General features: G+C 69.2%; 12 protein-coding genes and 1 CRISPR repeat array. Of the genes, 2 read left to right on the forward strand and 10 right to left on the reverse strand.

Annotated elements, in window-relative coordinates; translation table 11 throughout:
* Positions 1–120: 120 nt before the first annotated feature.
* On the forward strand, positions 121–1,977 hold the full coding sequence (locus tag G4D87_RS13445; protein ID WP_163782462.1) for a serine/threonine protein kinase: 1,857 nt from the start codon (positions 121–123) through the stop codon (positions 1,975–1,977).
* A gap of 10 nt (positions 1,978–1,987) precedes the next feature.
* Here the strand turns inward: G4D87_RS13445 and G4D87_RS13450 are convergent, their stop codons facing one another.
* The 3 genes from G4D87_RS13450 to G4D87_RS13460 form a co-directional block, all read right to left on the reverse strand.
* Positions 1,988–3,076, reverse strand: coding sequence for an AI-2E family transporter (locus tag G4D87_RS13450; RefSeq protein ID WP_240358246.1), 1,089 nt, complete (start codon positions 3,074–3,076; stop codon positions 1,988–1,990).
* A gap of 149 nt (positions 3,077–3,225) precedes the next feature.
* Positions 3,226–4,146, reverse strand: coding sequence for a hypothetical protein (locus G4D87_RS13455; RefSeq protein ID WP_163782464.1), 921 nt, complete (start codon positions 4,144–4,146; stop codon positions 3,226–3,228).
* Positions 4,147–4,387: 241 nt separating this feature from the next.
* Positions 4,388–4,795, reverse strand: coding sequence for a MarR family winged helix-turn-helix transcriptional regulator (locus G4D87_RS13460; protein WP_205507571.1), 408 nt, complete (start codon positions 4,793–4,795; stop codon positions 4,388–4,390).
* A gap of 93 nt (positions 4,796–4,888) precedes the next feature.
* Here G4D87_RS13460 and G4D87_RS13465 point away from each other — a divergent pair, with 93 nt between their 5' ends.
* Positions 4,889–5,974 (forward strand): aldo/keto reductase, encoded by a 1,086-nt coding sequence (locus G4D87_RS13465; RefSeq protein ID WP_163782465.1) that lies wholly within the window; start codon positions 4,889–4,891, stop codon positions 5,972–5,974.
* A 7-nt stretch (positions 5,975–5,981) separates the two neighbouring features.
* On the opposite strand, the gene G4D87_RS13470 is transcribed toward G4D87_RS13465, so the two are convergent.
* The 7 genes from G4D87_RS13470 to G4D87_RS39375 form a co-directional block, all read right to left on the reverse strand.
* Entirely contained in the window at positions 5,982–6,968 is a 987-nt protein-coding gene (locus G4D87_RS13470) for an SWIM zinc finger family protein (protein ID WP_163782466.1), read from the reverse strand.
* Positions 6,965–9,943, reverse strand: coding sequence for a DEAD/DEAH box helicase (locus tag G4D87_RS13475; RefSeq protein ID WP_163782467.1), 2,979 nt, complete (start codon positions 9,941–9,943; stop codon positions 6,965–6,967). The genes G4D87_RS13470 and G4D87_RS13475 overlap by 4 nt, the downstream gene beginning before the upstream one ends.
* Positions 9,944–10,490: 547 nt before the next feature.
* Positions 10,491–12,344, reverse strand: coding sequence for a DUF6798 domain-containing protein (locus G4D87_RS13480; protein ID WP_163782468.1), 1,854 nt, complete (start codon positions 12,342–12,344; stop codon positions 10,491–10,493).
* Positions 12,345–12,849: 505 nt separating this feature from the next.
* Positions 12,850–13,323 (reverse strand): hypothetical protein, encoded by a 474-nt coding sequence (locus tag G4D87_RS13485; RefSeq protein WP_240358247.1) that lies wholly within the window; start codon positions 13,321–13,323, stop codon positions 12,850–12,852.
* A 63-nt stretch (positions 13,324–13,386) separates the two neighbouring features.
* The gene (locus tag G4D87_RS13490) at positions 13,387–15,045 is read right to left on the reverse strand and encodes an ISL3 family transposase (protein ID WP_163782469.1); all 1,659 of its coding nucleotides are present in this window, start codon (positions 15,043–15,045) and stop codon (positions 13,387–13,389) included.
* Positions 15,046–15,165: 120 nt separating this feature from the next.
* A complete protein-coding gene (locus G4D87_RS13495) occupies positions 15,166–15,543 on the reverse strand; it encodes a DUSAM domain-containing protein (RefSeq protein ID WP_163782470.1) in 378 nt (125 codons plus the stop codon).
* Positions 15,544–15,545: 2 nt separating this feature from the next.
* Positions 15,546–15,989, reverse strand: a complete 444-nt coding sequence (locus G4D87_RS39375; RefSeq protein ID WP_240358248.1) for a hypothetical protein — start codon at positions 15,987–15,989, stop codon at positions 15,546–15,548.
* Positions 15,990–16,254: 265 nt separating this feature from the next.
* Positions 16,255–20,237: direct repeats of the CRISPR family, unit length 36 nt; unit sequence GTGCTCAACGCCTTCCGGCATCACGGCGAGCGGGAC.
* Positions 20,238–20,299: the final 62 nt, after the last annotated feature.

The raw sequence follows: 20,299 nt of genomic DNA on the forward strand, positions 1-20,299 counted from the left end.
ACCCCCAAGCGCCCGCCCCACGCCTACGCGCTGGAGCTTTGGGACACGGGCCGGCGCCGAGGTGCGCGATGGGCGCGCCTGAAACCATAGACGTGCGCGACAGCCGAGAAGGAACCCGTCATGCGACTGGAGTCGGACTCATCTTCCCCAGGGCCCCTCGTGCTGTCTCCACAGGCCCTGCCTGCCGGTACCCGCGTGGAGCGCTGGCGCGTGGAGCGCAGCATCGGAGGTGGCGGCAACGGCACGGTGTATGAGGTGCGCTCGCGCTCCGAAGGCCGCAGCTACGCGCTCAAGCTGGCCCACGCCCCCGGCGACCCACGCTTCCAGCGCGAGGCACGAACGCTTCACCTGCTCCGCCATCCTGGCGTGGTGCGGCTGCAAGCGCAGGGAATCTGGCGCGCCGGGGCCGCCGCCTATCCCTACCTTGTGATGGAGTACGTGCGAGGCCGCACGCTGTATGACTGGTCTCGGACGCGCAATCCGACGGCACGACACGTCGCCGTCCTGATGGCGCAGGCCGCGTGGGCCTTGGACGCCGCGCATCGCAGACGGGTGCTTCACCGCGACTTCAAGGGGGAGAACCTCCGCGTCGAGCAGCGCGGAAGGTTGGTGGTGCTGGACTGGGGCGCGGGCTGGCACCCCCGTGCCGCCCCCATCACCTCCGCCGCACGGCTACCGCCCGGGACCGGGCCCTATCGCAGTCCTCAGGCCATCCTCTGGAGCATGAAGGCTCCACGGCAGGCCGCCCACTCCGAGCACTACTTCTACACGGTGGCGGATGAGCTGTACGCGGTGGGCGTCACCTTTCACCGGTTGGTGGTGGAGCAGTATCCGCCGCTCGTCCTGGACAAGGCGCACGCCCCAGTGACCTCCGCCACCTTGAGAGGCCTCAATCCGCGAGTCCCCGAGCCGCTCGCACGTTGGATTGAGGGACTGCTCGCGTTCGCACCCGAGGCCCGGCCACGCAGCGCGGGGGACCTCGCCCGGGAAGTCCAACAGGCCCTGGCTCACGCGGGACCGGACTGGGACGCTCCGCTGTTCGGCTGGTACGAGGGGCCCTCCACGGCGACCCGCACGACACGCGACGAGGACACCTGGGGCCCCGTGGCACCGGGAGAGGAAGCGGCCCTTCTTCATGCGAGCGCCCTGCGCGCGGCCCGGGTCCAGCACCATCGCATGGGTCGCTGGCTGCGGCGCCGGGTGTTCTCGGAGGTCCAGACGCAACCTCGCACGGAGCCAGCGAGCCCGCTGAAGCCGCGACACACGGACCGGTGGCTGCGAGTCACCGGAGGCCTGACATTGGTTGCGTGCATGGCCTGGGGACTCATGCTCTCGGGCCCGCATCATGCCGCCCCCACTCCGTCCCCTCCCGTTCAGCAACTGGCGCGGACCGAAGGACCAGCCGACACTGGCTCGCCCGCCACGGCCCTTCCGTTTTCCACCGCCGAGCCGCCATGGCCGGGAGATGCCATGTCCACGACCGAGCCACTCGCGCGCTGCGCCCCCCGACTCCACCGTTACTTGCTGGCTGCATTCACAGCGGCCAGTCTCAATGCCTGCTCAGGCACGCAGGTCCGGCCCGAACCCGCGCGCTGCCCTCCCGAAGCCCTGGAGTCCATGCGTCAGCTCGGGCTCGACCTGAGGTCCCGCGGACACATCCAGCTCGACATCCAACAGCCGGACGACTCGTACCAGACGAACTACAGCATCGTCGTCAGCGACGGCCCCATCACCAGCCGGCTCGAGGAGCCCATGGACCGCCTCCCAGCCAACACGCTCTTCTACGGGCGCATCTGGACGGGCGGCGAGAAAATCCAGGGCCGCTACACGCGCGTGAGGACCCCGGACGGCAGCGAGTACCCGGTGTGCTTCATCCTGGGCAACGAGACGGGCATGTCCAAGTACCCCGGCTCCAGGCCCGGCCACACCCGTGCGCATCCGTGGTCCAACGCCCAGGTGGTGGACCACTTCCCCTGACGCCGTCGGCTCACGGCGGTGAAATCGTCGGAGGCTTCTCCAGGACGCGCGCCTCGTCGCGCAGGCGCAGCTCGTTGCCCGCGGCGGAGAGGACCGCGGCGACGGGCACGGAGAGGAAGGCGCCGGCCACGCCGAAGAGCACGCCCCCGGCGGTGATGGACAGCAGGATGACCACCGGGTGCAGCGGCACCGCGCGCCCCATCACCACGGGCTCCAGGACGTTGCCCTCCAGTTGCTGCACGCCCAGCACCACGGCCAGGGCCAGGAGCGCGTCGAGCGGCCCGTTGGTGACGAAGGCCACCAGCACCGCGACCCCGCCCGCCAGCGTGGCGCCGATGACGGGGAAGAACCCGCCCACGAAGGTGAGCGCCGCCAGCGGGAGCACCAGCGGCACGCCGATGATGGCCAGGCCCGCGCCGATGCCCACCGCGTCCACCAGCGCGATGATGACGACGCCGCGCAGGAAGCCGCTGAGCGTCTTCCAGGCGCGCAGGCCCACCGCGCGCACGGTGTCCCTGCGCTCAGGTGACACCCGCGCCAGCACCCAGCCTCCGAGTTGCTCCGTGTCCTTCACGAAGAAGAACAGCAGCGCCAGCGTCAGCAGCCCCCCCGCCACGGCCTGCGCGGCGAAGTTGGCACCCGCCAGGACGCCGGTGGTGATACGCCCGGCGTTCGACTTCATGAAGTCGAGCCCCTGCTTGAACAGGCCGTCAAGCTGCTCCCGGGACACAGGGAACTGCTGCGTCATCCACCCGACGAGGCCCTCCAACCCCGCCTGCACGTTCGAGCCCGCCGCGCTGACCTGCTGGACGATGCGGGGCACGAGCAGGAACATCCCCGCCGCCCCCACCAGGAGCAGCGCCAGCAGCGCCAGCACCGTCGCGAGCGCCCGGGGCACCCGGTGGGCGGACAGCCACCGGACAGGGGGATACAGCAAGGTCGACAGCAGCAGCGCCGCCACGGTCGGCAGGACGATGAGGTAGAGCCGCGCCAGCAGCAGCACGAGCGCCACCACCGCCGCAGCGATGACGAGCAGCTTGCCGCTGAACAGCGCACCGCGCGTGAGCCAGGAGGCAGCGGGAGGGTCCAGGGTGGCCATACGTCGTGCGCAGCCTATGCACGATGCGGCGCATGGCACCCGGAGGCCACCGTCCTGTGTGGCCTCATGAACGGACGCGGCGGACGCGCGCCTGGAATCCAACGGATGGCCAGGGCGGCCCGCCGCTCAGCCGCGCGCCCCACGGTGGCTCACGGTACTTCCACCGGGACGGTCTGCATGAAAGGCACCTGGAGGTCCGTGGGGCGCATCAGCTCGGGGCGGCCCCCCGGGGTGCCACCATTCTTGTAGGTGTTGAGCTGACCGACGATGTTCCACTGCCCCGGCTGGCCGCCGGCTCCCTGGGAGTACTGGATGAAGGGCGTGGCGCCCGTCGGGTCGCCGTACTTGCCGGTGGGGTGCGAGTAGTCGCCAGGCGTGAGGCTCCCCGCCGGCTTGAGGTTCGGGTGCTGCGAGAGGAAGCCGTCCAGCTCCGCCTTGCCGTTCTTCGAGTAGTCCGCGTGGTGGAGGAAGGACAGGTTGTTGTTCTTCGTGTCGTGCAGGGCGTGGACGGCGCAGCCGTTGAGCGCGCCCGTCACCACCGTGTTCGGCTCGCCCGGACGCGGGTGCAACGGCACGCCCTGGATGCCCGCGAACTTGCCCTCGCCCGTGGAGAGGTAGTGCATGTAGTGCGCGGGGATGCCCTGGCCACCGGCGGGCGAGACGGACAGGTTCGTGTTGCCCTGGTGCTGGTGAGCGTTGAGCGTCACCTTCGAGTCATTGGCGTTGACGAAGGGCTTCTGGGCGGTGGGCAGTGCCACGCCCTGGGGCGCTCCGCCCGGGAACATGTTGTAGGCGTTCAGCACGTTCTGCCCCGAGTAGCCCAGCGGGTTCGCGCCGAACGACGAGGTGACATCCTTGCCCGGCTGCTGCGTGGGCGGGGTGTTCACCTTGCTGGTGGAGGGCTTGCTGCCCTGCGCGTCGAACCCGTCCTGGATGGGGCTCGGCTTGGGCGTGGGCTTCGACTCCACGGCCGGAGGGGTGCTCGGCTTGTTCGTCCCGCTGCCGGAGGCCGAGGGGCTCTTGGGGACGGAGGGGCTCTTGAACAAGCCGCCGAGCTTGATGCCTTTCATGGGAGGGACTCCTGAAGTCGATGGGGTTGAGGGCGTGTCGCGGGAGACGGACTGAACCCAACAGCAACTCCCGGGCCAGACGAAGCGTCAGGGGCCGCACCCGGGCTGCCCTGTCAATCCCAGCGGTTGCGGGCCGCGGGTGGAGCCAAGGTCCCCTCCGCGTGCGCGCGAGCTGGTGACAGGCGTTCGTGCCCTGGTGACTCCCGTCACCACCCCCACGGCCGCGCCGCGCGCAGGGAAGTCAGAGCATCTTTTCGAGCAGGCCCCGCAGCTCCGCCTGCTGCGCGGCGCTCAGGCGTCCGAGCCGCTCGCCGAAGGCCCCCGAGAGCAGCGAGGTGCCCTGCTGCATCGCCTTGCGTCCGGCGGGGGTGAGCTGCAGCCGGTGCCGCCGCAGGTCCTCGGTGTCGATTTCACGGCGCAGGAACCCCGCCGCCTCGAGCCGCTTCACGTACAGCGTCACCGAGGGCTTGGGGATGCACAGGATGCCCGCCAGCTCGGCTGGGTAGGGGTGTGCATCCACCTCCGCGAGCACAAAGAGTTCCTTGGTCTCGAGCCCCAGCGCCGCGATGTCCGCGGCGACGCTGGAAATCACCGTCATCAGCAGCCGGTGGTTGAGCGACCAGATTCTCGCCGGGTCGATTTTCGCCATGGCTCCGTGCGCGGAAACTGGTTCGACATTAAACCAGTTCCAAATTGAATTAATTCGCCGTCCTCACAATGTAGCACGCCTCTGGAGCCCACCATGCCGCTCAACCACTACGTGACGCTCGGCCGTTCCGGCCTGCGCGTGAGCCCGCTGTGCCTCGGTGCCATGACCTTCGGTGAAGACCTCGGCTGGGGGACCAGCGTCGAGGAGTCCCAGCACATCATCGACCGGTACATCGAGCTCGGCGGCAACTTCATCGACACCGCGAACTTCTACACGAAGAGTCACTCCGAGAAGATCATCGGCGACCACGTGGGCCGCCACCCCTCCCGGCGCGACCGGCTGGTGATTGCGACGAAGTTCAGCGGAAACCTCTACCCGGGGGACCCGAACGGCGGTGGCTCGGGCCGCAAGTCCATCATCTCGGCGGCGGAGAACTCGCTGCGCCGCCTGCAGACCGACTACATCGACCTCTACTGGCTGCACAACTGGGACGTCCACACGCCCATCGAGGAGACGATGGCCGCCCTGGAGGACCTCGTCCGGGCGGGCAAGGTCCGCTACATCGGCGTCTCAGACACGCCCGCCTGGAAGATTGCGCAGGCCAACGTGCTGGCGCACTTCCGCGGCTGGTCGTCCTTCATCGGGTTGCAGATTGAGTACTCGTTGCTGGAGCGCAGCGTGGAGCAGGAGCTCGTGCCCATGGCGCTCGAGTTCGGGCTTGGAATCACACCTTGGTCGCCGCTGAAGAGTGGCGCGCTCAGCGGCAAGTACACCCGCGCGAACGCCGGGCAGTTGAAGGGCGACCGGAGCGCCTTCATGGAGCATGTCCTGAACGAGAAGACCTACGCCTTGGTTGACGAGCTGGGCGCCATCGCCCGCGAGCACGGGAGCACCGTGGCGCGCGTGGCGTTGGCCTGGGTGCAGGCGCAGCCGGGGGTGAGCTCGACCATCATCGGCGCGCGGCGGCTGTCGCAGTTGGAGGACAACGTGGGGGCCTTGGAGGTGAAGCTGACCGCCGAGCAGTTGGGGCGCCTCGACGCGCTCACGAAGCCGACCTTCGGGTTCCCCCAGAGCATGCAGCCCATCTTCCCCAGCATCCACAATGGCGGCACCACGGTGAACGGCGTCTTCATGGAGCCGTCCGGCTTCGGCGTGGTGAAGGGCGACACGGTCTACTGACGCGCGCTCAGCCGCGCTTCCCACGTTTCGCGCGAGGCGCCGGCGGCTTCGCGCGGCTCCGGCCCCGCGGCGCCTTGGCTGGCGCGTCCGGCTCCCCGGGCTCCTGGAGCGCGATGCGCCGCGCCAGCTCCGCCGCCGCGCGGACCGGGGGCGCGAGCACCTCCCCGGGCGCGTCCTTCGCGCTCCAGGACGCTGGCGCCCCCAACTGCCGCAGCACCGTGCCTTGGGCGGCGGGGGCGTCGAAGGTGAAGCTCAGCGCCGGCAGCGGCTCACGCGGGACGTCGTAGCCGGCCCGCGTCAGCTTGCCCGGCTTCACGCTCGGAATCACGGGCGCGTCGGGCGATGCCCGCCTCCGCTTCGCCGCGCCGCGCGGCGCCTCCACCTCTCCGGCCGAGCCCGCCCCACGCGCGGCCCGCAGCGCGCTCAGCACCTGCTCCTTCGTCCGGCCGCGCAGTTCGAACAGGAGGAACGGGTCACGGTCCAACGCCTCGCCCAGGACGTAGTGCGTCGCGGCGACGTGCTTGCACGGGTCGCCCCAGTCCGGACACGAGCACTCGGTCATCAGCTCCTTGCGGTTGCGTGGGAAGAGGCTGCCGCCCGCCGCGAGGAAGACCTCGTCGATAGCCTGGGGCATCGTCCCCGCGAGCAGCTCCGCGGCGTACTGCGCCTTGCCCGCCATCCCCGCGATGGCCTTCTCCCAGACGCCATCGTCATGCGGCTTGAGCGTCAACGAGATGGCATAGGGCTTCGGGCGCGAGCCCGTCACCCGCGCGGTGACCTTGCCGCGCTGGACGACCAGGTCATGCGTGCGCCCCGCCCGCGCATACGTCCGCCCCCGGGACAGCCGCCCCGAGTCTCCTCCCAGGACGCGCTCCAGCGCCTCCAGCCACCGCTGGCCCCACCAGGTGGTGCCCGCCTTCTTCATCTTGATGCCGTGCGCGGGCGGCGGGCGCTTCGGCGTGGACGGCCAGCCCCAGAAGTCCCTGCCGCTCATCGTGACACCGCCTTCCTCGCGCGCGTCCGGCCCTTCGGGCGCGGGGCACGCTCGCGCACGGCGTCCCCGTCCTCCTCGCCTTCATCCGCGACGGCGCCCTCGGACAGGGAGAACAGCTCGCGCAGCGCGGTGGTGTCCAGCTCCGTCACCCAGTGCTCGCCCGTGCCCACGACGGTGTCGGCGAGCTGGCGCTTCTGTTCGAGCAGGCGGTCCACCTTCTCCTCGACGGTGCCCGCGCACACCAGCTTGTGGACCTGCACCGCGCGCGTCTGGCCAATCCGGTACGCGCGGTCCGTGGCCTGGTCCTCGACGGCGGGGTTCCACCAGCGGTCGTAATGGAACACGTGGTTCGCCGCCGTCAGGTTGAGCCCCGTGCCCCCCGCCTTGACGGACAGCACGAAGACGCGCGGGCCGTGGGGCTCCTCCTGGAAGCGCCGCACCATCTCATCGCGCGCCTTGCGGGACGTGCCGCCGTGCAGGAAGAGCACCTCGTGCCCCAGGCGCTCGGACAGGTGCGTCACCAGCTTGTCTCCCATCTCCCGGAACTGCGTGAAGACGAGCGCCTTGTCGCCAGCGGACAGGGCCTCCTCCAGCATCTCCACCACGCGCGCCAGCTTCCCCGAGCGCCCCGGCAGGGGGCCCGACTCCCCCAGGTACTGCGCCGGGTGGTTGGCGATCTGCTTCGTGTACAGCAACAGCGCGAGCACGCGGCCCCGGCGCGCCATGCCGTCGGCTTCCTCGATGCGCCGCAGCTCCTCGTCCACCACCGCCTTGTAGAGCGTGGCCTGCTCGCGCGTGAGCGTGCAGACGACCTTCATCTCGTTCTTGGCGGGCAGGTCCGCGATGATGGCCGGGTCGCTCTTGAGGCGGCGCAGGACGAAGGGGCTCACGAGGCGGCGCAGCCGGGCCGCGGCCTCCGGGTTGCCGTGGCGCTCGATGGGCAGCGCCAGCTCGCGCCGGAACGTCTCCAGCGGCCCCAGCAGGCCGGGGTTGGCGAACTCAAGGATGGACCACAGCTCCGCCAGGCGGTTCTCCACCGGCGTGCCGGTGAGCGCGAAGCGCTGGGTGGCGCGCAGCGCTCGCGCCGCGCGGGCGGTGGCGGACGCCGCGTTCTTGATGTTCTGCGCCTCGTCGAGCACCACCGCGCCCCAGTCCACGCCCGCGAGCAGCGCGGCGTCCCGGCGCAGCAGGCCGTAGGTGGTGAGCACGACGGCGCCGGGCGCGCGGGGGAAGGCGCGCGCCGCGCGGGCCCGCTCGGCGCCGTAGTGGGGCGTCAGGCGCAGGGAGGGGGCGAAGCGGGCGACCTCGCGCTCCCAGTTGCCCACCACGGAGGTGGGAGCCACCAGCAGCGTGGGGCGCTTCTCGTCAGGCGCTTGTTCGAGCCGCCGCAGCAGGAAGGCCAGCACCTGCACCGTCTTGCCCAGGCCCATGTCGTCCGCGAGGCAGGCGCCGAGCCCCAATGAGGCCAGCGTGTCCAGCCAGTGCAGGCCGCGCGCCTGGTAGGGCCGCAGCGTGGCGCGCAGCGCGCGGGGGGCGTCCTGGGCCGTGGCCCCGCCCTCGCGGAGCTGGCGCAGGCGCGCCTCCAGCGCCCCGGTGGCGAGCACGGTGACGGGGAGCTCGCCGTGGCGCGTCTCGCCGAGCATGGACACGCGCACCGCCTCGCTCAGCGCCATGCGGCCGGGGCCCTGGGCCAGGTGGCGCTGGATGGCGTCGAGCTCGTCGGGCGCCACGGCGACCCACTCGCCGCGGAAGCGCACCAGGGGCGCCTTGCGCCGGGCGAGCAGCGCCAGCTCCTGGGCGGTGAGCGGTTGGTCACCCAGCACGGCGTCCCAGTCCACGCGAAGCAGCGCGTCGAGCCCGAGCCCGGCGGCGCCGCTGACGACCCCCGCGGCCTTCGTGCCCGCGCCCACGCGCATGCGCAGGCGCAGGCGGCGCCGGCCCGAGGAGGTGAGCTCACCCGGGACGATGACGCCGAAGCCCGCGTCGGAGAGCGCGCGGGCGCCTTCGGAGAGGAACGTCCACGCCGTGTCGGGCTCCAGCAGCAGGGCCTGGGGGCGTGGGCTCTCCAGCACCAGGGCCAGCGGAGGAAAGAGCCGGGCCGCGCGGCCGAGCGCCTCCAGCAGGGACTCCTGCGGATCCCGAAAGGCGCGGCCGAGCTTCTCCAGGCTGCGCCCGCGCGTCTTCCAGACGTCCGCGGCCGGGACGAGCAGGCTCGGGTCGTCCGGGGACTGGAGGTGGAAGCTCAGCACGAAGGGCTCGCCGTCCGCCTTCGGGGGCTCCAGCCGGAAGCACGCGCGCAGCTTGTCCCTGGCGCCGAGCGCGGGTTCGCTCCAGCGCGTCAGCTCGTCGACGACGGAGCGCTCGGCGAAGCCCTCCGGCGCGAAGTCGCGGCGCGCGCTGGTGAGCGCCTCGCGCCAGCGCTCGTCCCAGGTCGACGCGCGCCGGGACGACAACGAAGGCGCACCGCGCGCGGCGCGCACGAAGGCGTCGACGGTGGCGTCGAGGAAGGCGCGCAGCAAGGCGTCCGGGGCCCAGACGGCGCGGTCCGTCTTGGCGCCCGCGGGGACGGCGTGCGCGCCGGGCGGCATGCTCCGGGCGAGCGCGGCGACGCGGCCGGCGTCCTCGGAGGCGGAGAGCGCCGCCGCCCAGCGCGCCTCGATGCGCTCGCCCCGCCGCAGCAGGGTGGGCACGACGCGCTCACGCGCCACGAGCTCCAGCGCGAGCTTGCTGGCCAGCGTCCACAGGGCGATGGAGCCGGGGAAGGACTCGGCCTCGGAGGTCCGCGCCACCGCGAGCCGCTCCACGGTGGAGAGCAGGGGCAGTCCACGCCCCTTGCATTCCTGGAGTCCCTCGGGCGTCACGAGCAGCGCGGAGGCACGCTCGCCCAGCTCCGCCAGGCCATCGAGCGCGCGTGGCAAGGGCTCGGGGCCCCAGAGGAACAGCGTCTCGGCGTCAGGGAGGAACACGAGAGGCATTGCTGGGAATGTAGCGCCTGTCCCTTGTGGGCGGCGGGGGAAAGCAGGTCTGCGCGCCTCCCTGTACGAACGTGCCCGGTCCTTGCGCAGTGAACCCGCCAGGAATTCGACACTATCCTCCGCCAACGGCTGTCCAGTTTCGGCCGGGGCGCCGTGCGCATGGAGGAAAGTGGCGGCCAGAAGCGGAGGGAGGGCCGGCGAGCCCTCAGTCCGGTGTGGCCAATGCCGCCTGTCGTCGTCGGTGGGCTGGTTGGCATTCGGCCCGAAACAGCAGTGCTTGCCGGCCTCCCGCACCAAGGCTGCATTCTGCGCGGCCGTCAGCCCCGCGTCGGCCGTCACCACCCCAAAGTTCGAGCCTTTCACCGAGTGCGGCAACTGCAGCCGCTTGCGCGTCCGCGCTCCCACATCCCCGCCATCTGAGCGGCCTGCTTCAGCCCCTTCTTGCCCACGGCGGAGCCAGCCACCACCAGCCCCAACAGGCCCAAGTGCGCATGGCGTGTGCCACGCGAGTCTCGCGAGTCTGTCACCCCTTCATCCCAGCGGCGTTTCAGGGCGCGGGGACAATCCGGTACACCGCGAACTCATCGTCTTGATACAGCAGCGGCAGTTCTGGCTGTACCACGGGGGCGTGCTCCGCCCCCGGAGGCGGCGGCATGCGGTGCTCCTCGTGCTGCGGCGAGCGCTCCACCACTGCATGGGTTGCGCCGAAGCGGTGGGCCAGCTCGCGGAACCGGGAGGCATCCGCGGTCCGGTAGCCGAAAAGGACGGCATCCTGACTGGAAAGCCACGCCTGGAGCGGGGACGCGTCCGGGGCCACGTTGAATGGCTGGCAGTCACAGAGCGCCTCCATGCGCTCCCGCCACTGACGAAGAAACGCCATGCTGAAGCTGGCCTCGGAGCCGTCCTTGTACGTGCCAATCACCTGGCGTCGGGCGCCGTAGCGGTAGGTCGTCATGGCATGCGTGAAGTACGGAGGAATGACCACCACGGCATCCTCCGGCAGGTGCTCGCGTGACCAGGCCATGACCCGGCTGCCGGGTAGCGCATCGAAGCGGACCTGCACCTGAGGCACGGGCAGCTCGAGCAATTGGGCGAAGAGCCACATGCTGGCCACGACGCCGAGCACCGCCGCCGAGGGCGCCCAGCGCGGCGGCGTGGCGACGTCCCGCTCCTGTCGACGCCCGAGCACCCCTTCGAGAAGTCCCAGGACGACGATGGGGACGTTGTAGTCCAACACGTAGGAGAGCAGCGCCAGCGCCGCGAACGGTGGCCGGCGCAGCGGCCAGGCCCACGTCTTCACGACCCACGCCGCGCCGCAGACGGCGGCCACGAAGTTCATCAACCGGGAGGCCTGTTGCAGGTGCAGGTGCAGCGCGGCGGGGTGACGCAGCCACTCCAGGCCCACCCAGCCCACCAGGCAGGCGACGAACGTGCCCAGGAGGAAGCCAACCGCCGCCCGCGGCAGCGCCCTGGCATGCCACGCTCCCAGGATGAAGACGACCGGCGCCAGCCGCTCCCAGTTGCCCTCGAAACTCCAGGTCGAAGGGAAGTGGTGGAAGAAGAGCTGGAGCCGGTTGAGGTGCATCCAGTCATCTGGCGCGGGAAAGGGCACCCCGCCATGGCTGCCGCTCAGGAGCATCTGCGCCAGCAGCGGCGACGCGGCGAGCAGGAAACACAGCGGCCCGGTGAACAGCGCCCGATGGTGACGCCGGGCCACGAGCGCGGCGAACCAGATGAGCAGCGCGGTATGGCTGGCCGTCGTCGGGTGGATGATGAACACGGCCCCGGTCAGCAGGAAGGCCGCCGGGAATCGGCCCGACGCGGCCAGCGCCAGGGCCAGCAGCTCCGGGCCCAGCGCGAGGGTTCGGTTGAGCAGGTGGTTGTCGAAGGTGGGAATCCACGTGAGCGTCAGCTTCGGCACCACCATGACCGCCGGAGCGAGCACGGCCGCCCACCATCCCAGCCCCCCCGGATAGAGGGCCCGGGCCAGGAGGACCGTGCCCCAGAAGAGCCCCAGCACCGAGGCCAGGTGCAGGACGAAGTACAGCGGCTCGATGGGCAGCCACCGGGTCATCCACGCGAGCCCCGTCCACAGCATTGAAGGGTGGTGGCTGCCTGCCTCGACGAGCGGGTCCCCGAGAAGGAAGTCCGGTGACTGCGCCCGAAGGACGTAGGGCAGGTGGATGGCATGGTCAATGGTCCCGAACTCATAGCCATTGATGAGCAACCAGGCCCCGACGAAGAGCGCGCTGGTGCCGGCTCCGGCGGCCAGGTCCATCCGCCACGGCGCCATGCTTCGCGCCTCGGCGGGTGCAATCGGGGAGGATGAAACGAGCGCCACCGGGCGGGTGTGCCCCGAAGGCGCGTCGGGTGCCGGGATGCCGTTGTCGGGCTGACTCATCGGGGGGCCCCTCGCCCGCTTCCAGCTTCAGGTGAATGGGCGGCTCGGGCAGTGTGTCCGCCCGCGGGGGCGGAAGGACCTCCCAGCAGAACCAGATGGCGCGTCATGGGAAGACGCCGGTCAATGACAACCACGTTGATCACCACCGACGTGCCCAAACGTGCTGCTGCTCGAATCTTTCGGGTGAGCGCCCAGCGGTTCTCGAACGGTTTGATGCGGAGCGAGGCGCTTTGATTGCGCTCCTCAGTAGCACTTTTCAGGCAATGCCGTCAAATCTGGTGTCTGCATGTGTATCAAACAGGCAGGCCGGAGAGCCCCCGAAGCGGGCTCGTGTGCCATGCCGAAATGGTTGCCTGTCTTCAGCGCGGCCATCGCACCTTGCGCGAAAACAGGCCCATCCGGAACGCTGCGCTGCCGACGTCGGGGCGCTCAAGGCACCGAGGGCCCGGGCCCCATGTCGGGGCCTGGGCAGGTCCGACTCGCGGTCGGGCGAGCCAGGTCGCGGTTACTTCCGGCGTTTCAAGCTGTCGAGCGAGGGGCAGGACGTGGCGTAGCCGTGGCCGGTGATGGCGCCATCCGCGTAGAGGCCATTCATTTCGAAGGCCACGAAGTGCGACTCGGGAGGGGTTTCGTTCAGAGCGCAGGTGGGGCAGAGCGAGGCTGCCACGGGCGTGAAGGCGAGGCTCGTGCTGTGCGTCGTGAGCGCACCCTCGAAGTCGACGAGCGTCGCTGTCGGCTCGCCCGGCACGGAGCCTACCTGCGGCGTCGCGTCCACTGGCACCTTCACCTTGTGGACGTCGACAAGCTGCGGCGGGCGCGGCGAAGTCTCGGTGGGGCACTCACCCGGCGCGCCGTTGTTGCGTTCAACCCAAAGCGCCCACGGGTTCCCCGGCGCTTCGTAGCCGAAGTAGGCGCTGGTCAAAACACGCTGGTTCGCGCCCAACCGAATCGTGGTCGCGGTTTCCTGGCCATTGGACACCCTTCCACCACATCTCGGGTGCCCACGGAATCGGCTCTCCCGCACTTTATGTGAAGGGTAGGCTCAGGCGGCGAGCAGCACGCGGCGACGCAGCAAGTTGAAGCTGGCGCGGCCGTACATCTGACGTTTGAGGAACTTGAGCTTCGTGATTTGGCCCTCTGCCTGGGCGTTGCTCCAGGAAGTGGTTAGCGCCGCCCGGACGGCATCGCCGTCCTGCTCAAGCCCCTGCGCGAAGGTCTCTACCGTGCGTACGCCGCACGTGCGCGCTTCGGCCAGCCACTGCTCGAAGGTGGCGCACGAGGAGATCGGCTTGGCACCGTGCGTGACGCCGCGTTCGCGTACCAACTCACAGAAGCGACGTGTCAGTGCCAGGACGCGAGCGGCTTCCGCATCCTGCTCGAGACGAGCCAGTGTCGCTGCCTCGGTGGGGAGGAGCGCGGACTGCGGCTGGACGCAGAGCCAGGCCAGTTGCTTCGGCGAGGGAAGGCTCCCGGTGGGGCGCGGGGTACTGGGATTCGGAGCGTTCCCGCGGCGAGTGAGGGGTGTCGAGCCCGCCGGAGCCGTGCGCCGAGTCTGCAGCCAGCGATGGACTTGCCGTGACGTGCCGCCGAAGCCCCTGGCACGAATCTCCCGCCAGAGGACGAGCGCGTTCTCGCACCCGGCCGAATGCCTGCGCTCCAGGTGCTCCAGAAAGGGGTCGAGAATACTTGGGCCGGGCACTCGGACCGCGCGCTCGGGAAAGGCGTCCGCGCGGGCATACTTGCGCACCGTGGCCCGCGCCAGCCTCAGAGTGCGGCTGATTCTCAGCAAAGGCTCTCCAGCCCGGTGCAGACGGCGCACCTCTTCGTACGTGGCGACTCGGCGGGCCCGGCTCTCCTCACCGGCACGCTCCTCGCTACGAGTGCGGGGGAAGCTGGCGTGACGGCGCCCGGAGGAGGACTCCGCACCCGGTACTACTTCAGGGAGGGCTCGCAGGCGGGCGTGAGTCCCCGTCAGCCAGCGCTCCACCATTTGCCGCACGTTGAGCAGCAGGTGCCAGCGGTCCGCCACCTGCTGGGCGCCAGGGGCACCGAGGGCCGCCGCGCGTGCGTATTCCGTTGAGCGGTCCCTGGTGATGAGTTCGACACCTGGATGATGACGCAGCCATGCGGCGACAGTCGGTGCCGAGCGGTCAGGTAACAAGTCGACGACGCGGTGTGCCTCCAGGTCGACGAGGATGGAGCCGTAGGTGCGGCCTTTGCGCAGGGCCCAGTCATCCACTCCGAGCACCCGCGGCGTGGGCAGCGCGGGCAGAGGAGCCCGGTGCATCAAGCGCAGGAGCGTGTCGGGACTCGTCGGCATGGCCAGGGGCGGCAGCAGCCTGGCTCCTGCTTCTGCACCAGCCGTCATGCCTACCGCGCGCTGCGCCGTGGCGAGCCGACGCGTGCGCCGGGCACGCGGGGCGAGCAGGCCAGGCAGGCGCTCCGCGAAGGTGCGACGAGCGCACATCGTGTTTCGACAGAAGAAGCGGCGCACGTGCAATTGAAGCTGAACGGAGCGACCGGCGGCAGGCAGGTCGGCCGGACGCCGGACGTAAGTGCTGTGCGGGGTGTCACTGGACGCCTTGCAGGAGGGACAGCGCGCGCCGCTGCTCTCCGGACGCACCACGATGACAGTTCCCGCTGGACTGCGACGTGTCACGCGCTCTATCCGACAACCGGGAATCGAGTACAACTCTCTCATTCCCAGTAGTACTCGCCGCAGCGGTACCCTGCCGGCACCGCCTGCTCCCTCGCTCGCGAATCACACAAAGTGCGGGAGAGCCACGGAATCGGGGCAGGCTCAGTCGCGCCCCCGTTGTCGTTACGGCTCGTCTTCAAGGTCTTCGAGCTGGCCTTCCGCTATCTCGCGGTAGTGCGGCACCACTTCGACGGCCAGTACATCCCGCATTTCCTGGCGGGCGCTGTCGAAGTCACCCGTCCGCTTGTGCTGATACATGCGGTGAAGCGCACGCATCACACGCCATGAGCCGTCCTTGATGCGACGCGCACATTCCAGCAGGAAGGCTTCGGCTGTCTCGGCACTCGCGAGGGCGGATGCCGCGTCTGCATTGGTGAATCCAACCTCGGGAGCAGTGCGCTCCAGCATTTCCCGGACGTCATCCGTGAGCGCCAAGCGTTCGCCATTCAGCACGCGACGCGCGAGGGCTCGCACGGGTTCCCAATCGAGCTCCTCGGGCATGGCTATTTCCGCCTCTTCTTGGGTGGGAAGCACCGGTTTGTGGGCCATTCATGTTGGCCCTCGCAATACCGGAGGCAGTCGTAACAGGCGCCCGTCCATCCGGGTTCCGTCTCGCAGTCGCCATAGAACCGGATGCACTCCCGCTTCCATTCTGGCAGTGCTTCGTTGTGGGCGTCGTCCCATACAACTGGCGCGTCTTCTTCCTTGGCCGCCTCGTCCATTGCCGTCTTGACGCCTGTCATGTACATGGCGGCTTCTGTAGCCGTGAGGCCGCACGCTTCGGGAGCGCCTGGATTGCGCTGGACGCAGCACGACACGGTGTCAGTGCAGGACGCCAGCGTGTATGCGTCGCGACGGCTGGCCGCGCCGGTGGCGCTGCTGGAGCAACCCAGCGACACGGCGGACAAGAGGCACAATAGGCCAATAGCAGTGTTCGGCTTTGGCATGATGCGCAAATCAGTCACGTCTAGATATTATGCGTCTATCACCCTGGGTGGGTAGTCCTCCGGAGCGGATGGATCCCACAGTTCTACGTAGTGTCTAGGATGGTACGTCGCTCGTAGCACATTGGAGCACGGAGGCAAGGGCCCGCTCACAATTTACCTGGCCCAGAGAGGCGCTCCCACCCTTGGAAAATCGGCCTCCGGGCGTAGAAATCGGCCAGGTATTTTCTGAGCGAGCCCTTAGCAAGTTCACTTCATCCGTCGGGTGGTGCTCAACGCCTTCCGGCATCACGGCGAGCGGGACTGCGGCGGCCCAAGGCATCCAGCAGGCTGACCGCGTGTGCTCAACGCCTTCCGGCATCACGGCGAGCGGGACAGTGGTATCGCTTGTTGCTGAAGCGCTGTCACAGCGTGTGCTCAACGCCTTCCGGCATCACGGCGAGCGGGACTCTGGTACTGCCAATGGCGGGAGTTCTTCACGCTGGGGTGCTCAACGCCTTCCGGCATCACGGCGAGCGGGACCGAGAAGGACAACGCGGACGCGGCGCTAAGCAGGTGCTCAACGCCTTCCGGCATCACGGCGAGCGGGACGCTTCGAGCCACTGCGCCCCACCGAGTTCAAGGGGTGATCAACGCCTTCCGGCATCACGGCGAGCGGGACTAAGGCCAAGCCCGTCAAGGTGGCTAAGGCTGAACCGTGCTCAACGCCTTCCGGCATCACGGCGAGCGGGACGAATACTCCTTCGACCGGGCCAACTGGCGCTTCATGTGCTCAACGCCTTCCGGCATCACGGCGAGCGGGACACGGAAGCAGGGGGGCGTCCATCGTGAGCATGCGCACGTGCTCAACGCCTTCCGGCATCACGGCGAGCGGGACCCCGAAGCCCGGAGATGTGGACGTCTGGCCTCTCGTGTGCTCAACGCCTTCCGGCATCACGGCGAGCGGGACTACAGCAGCAAGAGCGAGACGCACAAGGCCATGGTGGAGTGCTCAACGCCTTCCGGCATCACGGCGAGCGGGACACTGGGCACCGACGGGACACATGGCAGTGCTGAAGGTGCTCAACGCCTTCCGGCATCACGGCGAGCGGGACGAAGTCCTCCTACGAGCTGACCTTCCGTGAACTCGGCGGGTGCTCAACGCCTTCCGGCATCACGGCGAGCGGGACCCGCCCGGCCCTCACCCTGGCCGATCAGCTCCAGTGCTCAACGCCTTCCGGCATCACGGCGAGCGGGACACTCAAGCTACCGCGAGAACCCAAGCACTGGGACCGTGCTCAACGCCTTCCGGCATCACGGCGAGCGGGACCCGTTGAATGGCTCCATGCAGGTGCGTCCTCCAAGTGTGCTCAACGCCTTCCGGCATCACGGCGAGCGGGACCAAATGACCTGGACCATCGCGAATAAGAAGGCTTTGTGCTCAACGCCTTCCGGCATCACGGCGAGCGGGACGACATCCGGCAACAAGCCGGTGGTGACAGCTGGAGTGTGCTCAACGCCTTCCGGCATCACGGCGAGCGGGACTCGCAAGGAGAGACACGAACGAACATATCCAAAGATGTGCTCAACGCCTTCCGGCATCACGGCGAGCGGGACGAAGTCCGCCATGACGCCGCGGAATGCCTCCGTCGTGCTCAACGCCTTCCGGCATCACGGCGAGCGGGACCAACTGCTCGGCTTGGTGCCCGAGGACGGCAAGGGTGCTCAACGCCTTCCGGCATCACGGCGAGCGGGACGGGCGGGGACTACAACGAAGCGGACAGCGCGAAGGCGTGCTCAACGCCTTCCGGCATCACGGCGAGCGGGACCAAGGTGGCCCGGTACCTGTCGAGCGACCCGGGGACGTGCTCAACGCCTTCCGGCATCACGGCGAGCGGGACCAGCCCGCGCTCGCACTCCCCTGCCCAGTACCGGGAAACGTGCTCAACGCCTTCCGGCATCACGGCGAGCGGGACTTGATGCAGGTTCTACGGCGGAGGACCTGGCCGAGAGGTGCTCAACGCCTTCCGGCATCACGGCGAGCGGGACATCCCCATCGGGCTCACCGAAATCAACTACGAGGAGTGCTCAACGCCTTCCGGCATCACGGCGAGCGGGACCTGGTGGTTCCCTCGCCGGTGGCGAATGCGTTCGTGTGCTCAACGCCTTCCGGCATCACGGCGAGCGGGACCAGCTTTACGGCAGCCTCGACCTGGAGGCGGAGTGCTCAACGCCTTCCGGCATCACGGCGAGCGGGACCTGGGGCGGACACGCGCGGACCAGCGGCGGATTTACACCCGTGCTCAACGCCTTCCGGCATCACGGCGAGCGGGACAACCCGAGGACGAGTCCACCATGGCCCGCTACGCCGTGTGCTCAACGCCTTCCGGCATCACGGCGAGCGGGGCCACCCAGACCTGCACGCCGTCGTGCCCACTATCGTGCTCAACGCCTTCCGGCATCACGGCGAGCGGGACACGTCGAGTCCACGGCGGAGCTTGAGAAGGGCGTGTGCTCAACGCCTTCCGGCATCGCGGCGAGCGGGACCGAATCCGCCCCCGAACACCGTGTTCGGGGGCATGTGCTCAACGCCTTCCGGCATCACGGCGAGCGGGACTGGCGGCAGTACAGGCACCGGAGTTCGGTGGACAGTGCTCAACGCCTTCCGGCATCACGGCGAGCGGGACTATGCGGCCTGAGAGGGTACAGACTCAAGACGTGAGTGCTCAACGCCTTCCGGCATCACGGCGAGCGGGACACTTGGGGAAATTCATTGAGAGCGTGGGCGGTAGGTGCTCAACGCCTTCCGGCATCACGGCGAGCGGGACACTCGTGGGCTCCGGCGTGCTGGAGAATCCCAACCCGTGCTCAACGCCTTCCGGCATCACGGCGAGCGGGACGCCGTCCTGGGGGCACTCGAGGCCGGGGCCGAGCTGTGCTCAACGCCTTCCGGCATCACGGCGAGCGGGACCGCTCTGCAGCCTGTCCGCGTCGGACGCCCACCCCAAGTGCTCAACGCCTTCCGGCATCACGGCGAGCGGGACCCCCGTGTATGCGGCGCACGCGCGGCGGTTGAACGGCAGTGCTCAACGCCTTCCGGCATCACGGCGAGCGGGACGCGACCTCGCTGACGCGGCCGAGAAGCGCGGCGAGTGCTCAACGCCTTCCGGCATCACGGCGAGCGGGACTCTGGCAGGCGAAGCGGGCGGAGCTGGACTACCGGTGCTCAACGCCTTCCGGCATCACGGCGAGCGGGACTTCGTCTGGCCGAAGATGATGTCCTTCGCGGCCATGTGCTCAACGCCTTCCGGCATCACGGCGAGCGGGACTTCAGCATGGCGGTTTCCGCCTCCGCTGCCTCGCGTTCGTGCTCAACGCCTTCCGGCATCACGGCGAGCGGGACTGAAGGAGAAGTTCCCGGCGGACGCGAAGATGTTCGCGTGCTCAACGCCTTCCGGCATCACGGCGAGCGGGACATGGGTGCCAGAGCCCGGTCTAAGCGGTTGGAGTCGTAGTGCTCAACGCCTTCCGGCATCACGGCGAGCGGGACCGCGCAAGACATGGTGAATCTGTCAGGTGCCACGGAGTGCTCAACGCCTTCCGGCATCACGGCGAGCGGGACATACGTAACCCCTCCCCTCTATGAATGGGGCAGACCTGTGCTCAACGCCTTCCGGCATCACGGCGAGCGGGACTTGCTGAACTTGAAGCGGAGATTGCCCAACTGCGTAATGTGCTCAACGCCTTCCGGCATCACGGCGAGCGGGACCGCCTGCCGCGACGAGTACAAGGCGGACCGGGACGGTGCTCAACGCCTTCCGGCATCACGGCGAGCGGGACCGCGCCGCTGCGGAACTGCGCCATGCCTACCGAGTCGTGCTCAACGCCTTCCGGCATCACGGCGAGCGGGACTGGAGCGCCCGTCTCGCAGTCCTGCCATCCCACATAGTGCTCAACGCCTTCCGGCATCACGGCGAGCGGGACCGAGGCGGGAGAGGGCGGACTCCACCTTCTCTCGCTGTGCTCAACGCCTTCCGGCATCACGGCGAGCGGGACCCACGTCGAGGACCCGCGAGTCCGGGCCCGGCTCAAGTGCTCAACGCCTTCCGGCATCACGGCGAGCGGGACCCGTGCTCGTCCGCTGTGGGCCTGGGGACATCTACGCGTGCTCAACGCCTTCCGGCATCACGGCGAGCGGGACAAGGGAGGACCCACCTCAACATCATGCAGCGGGACGTGCTCAACGCCTTCCGGCATCACGGCGAGCGGGACTGGAGCGCCCGTCTCGCAGTCCTGCCATCCCACATAGTGCTCAACGCCTTCCGGCATCACGG

Origin of the sequence: Myxococcus vastator (assembly GCF_010894475.1) — a bacterium.
GTDB lineage: Bacteria > Myxococcota > Myxococcia > Myxococcales > Myxococcaceae > Myxococcus > Myxococcus vastator.

Bases quoted from the DNA above. Each gene is read 5' to 3' on its own strand.
- G4D87_RS13445 (WP_163782462.1), top strand. From the start codon at position 121: ATGCGACTGGAGTCGGACTCATCTTCCCCAGGGCCCCTCGTGCTGTCT.
- G4D87_RS13450 (WP_240358246.1), bottom strand. From the start codon at position 3,076: ATGGCCACCCTGGACCCTCCCGCTGCCTCCTGGCTCACGCGCGGTGCG.
- G4D87_RS13455 (WP_163782464.1), bottom strand. From the start codon at position 4,146: ATGAAAGGCATCAAGCTCGGCGGCTTGTTCAAGAGCCCCTCCGTCCCC.
- G4D87_RS13460 (WP_205507571.1), bottom strand. From the start codon at position 4,795: ATGGCGAAAATCGACCCGGCGAGAATCTGGTCGCTCAACCACCGGCTG.
- G4D87_RS13465 (WP_163782465.1), top strand. From the start codon at position 4,889: ATGCCGCTCAACCACTACGTGACGCTCGGCCGTTCCGGCCTGCGCGTG.
- G4D87_RS13470 (WP_163782466.1), bottom strand. From the start codon at position 6,968: ATGAGCGGCAGGGACTTCTGGGGCTGGCCGTCCACGCCGAAGCGCCCG.
- G4D87_RS13475 (WP_163782467.1), bottom strand. From the start codon at position 9,943: ATGCCTCTCGTGTTCCTCCCTGACGCCGAGACGCTGTTCCTCTGGGGC.
- G4D87_RS13480 (WP_163782468.1), bottom strand. From the start codon at position 12,344: ATGAGTCAGCCCGACAACGGCATCCCGGCACCCGACGCGCCTTCGGGG.
- G4D87_RS13490 (WP_163782469.1), bottom strand. From the start codon at position 15,045: ATGAGAGAGTTGTACTCGATTCCCGGTTGTCGGATAGAGCGCGTGACA.
- G4D87_RS13495 (WP_163782470.1), bottom strand. From the start codon at position 15,543: ATGCCCGAGGAGCTCGATTGGGAACCCGTGCGAGCCCTCGCGCGTCGC.
- G4D87_RS39375 (WP_240358248.1), bottom strand. From the start codon at position 15,989: ATGCCAAAGCCGAACACTGCTATTGGCCTATTGTGCCTCTTGTCCGCC.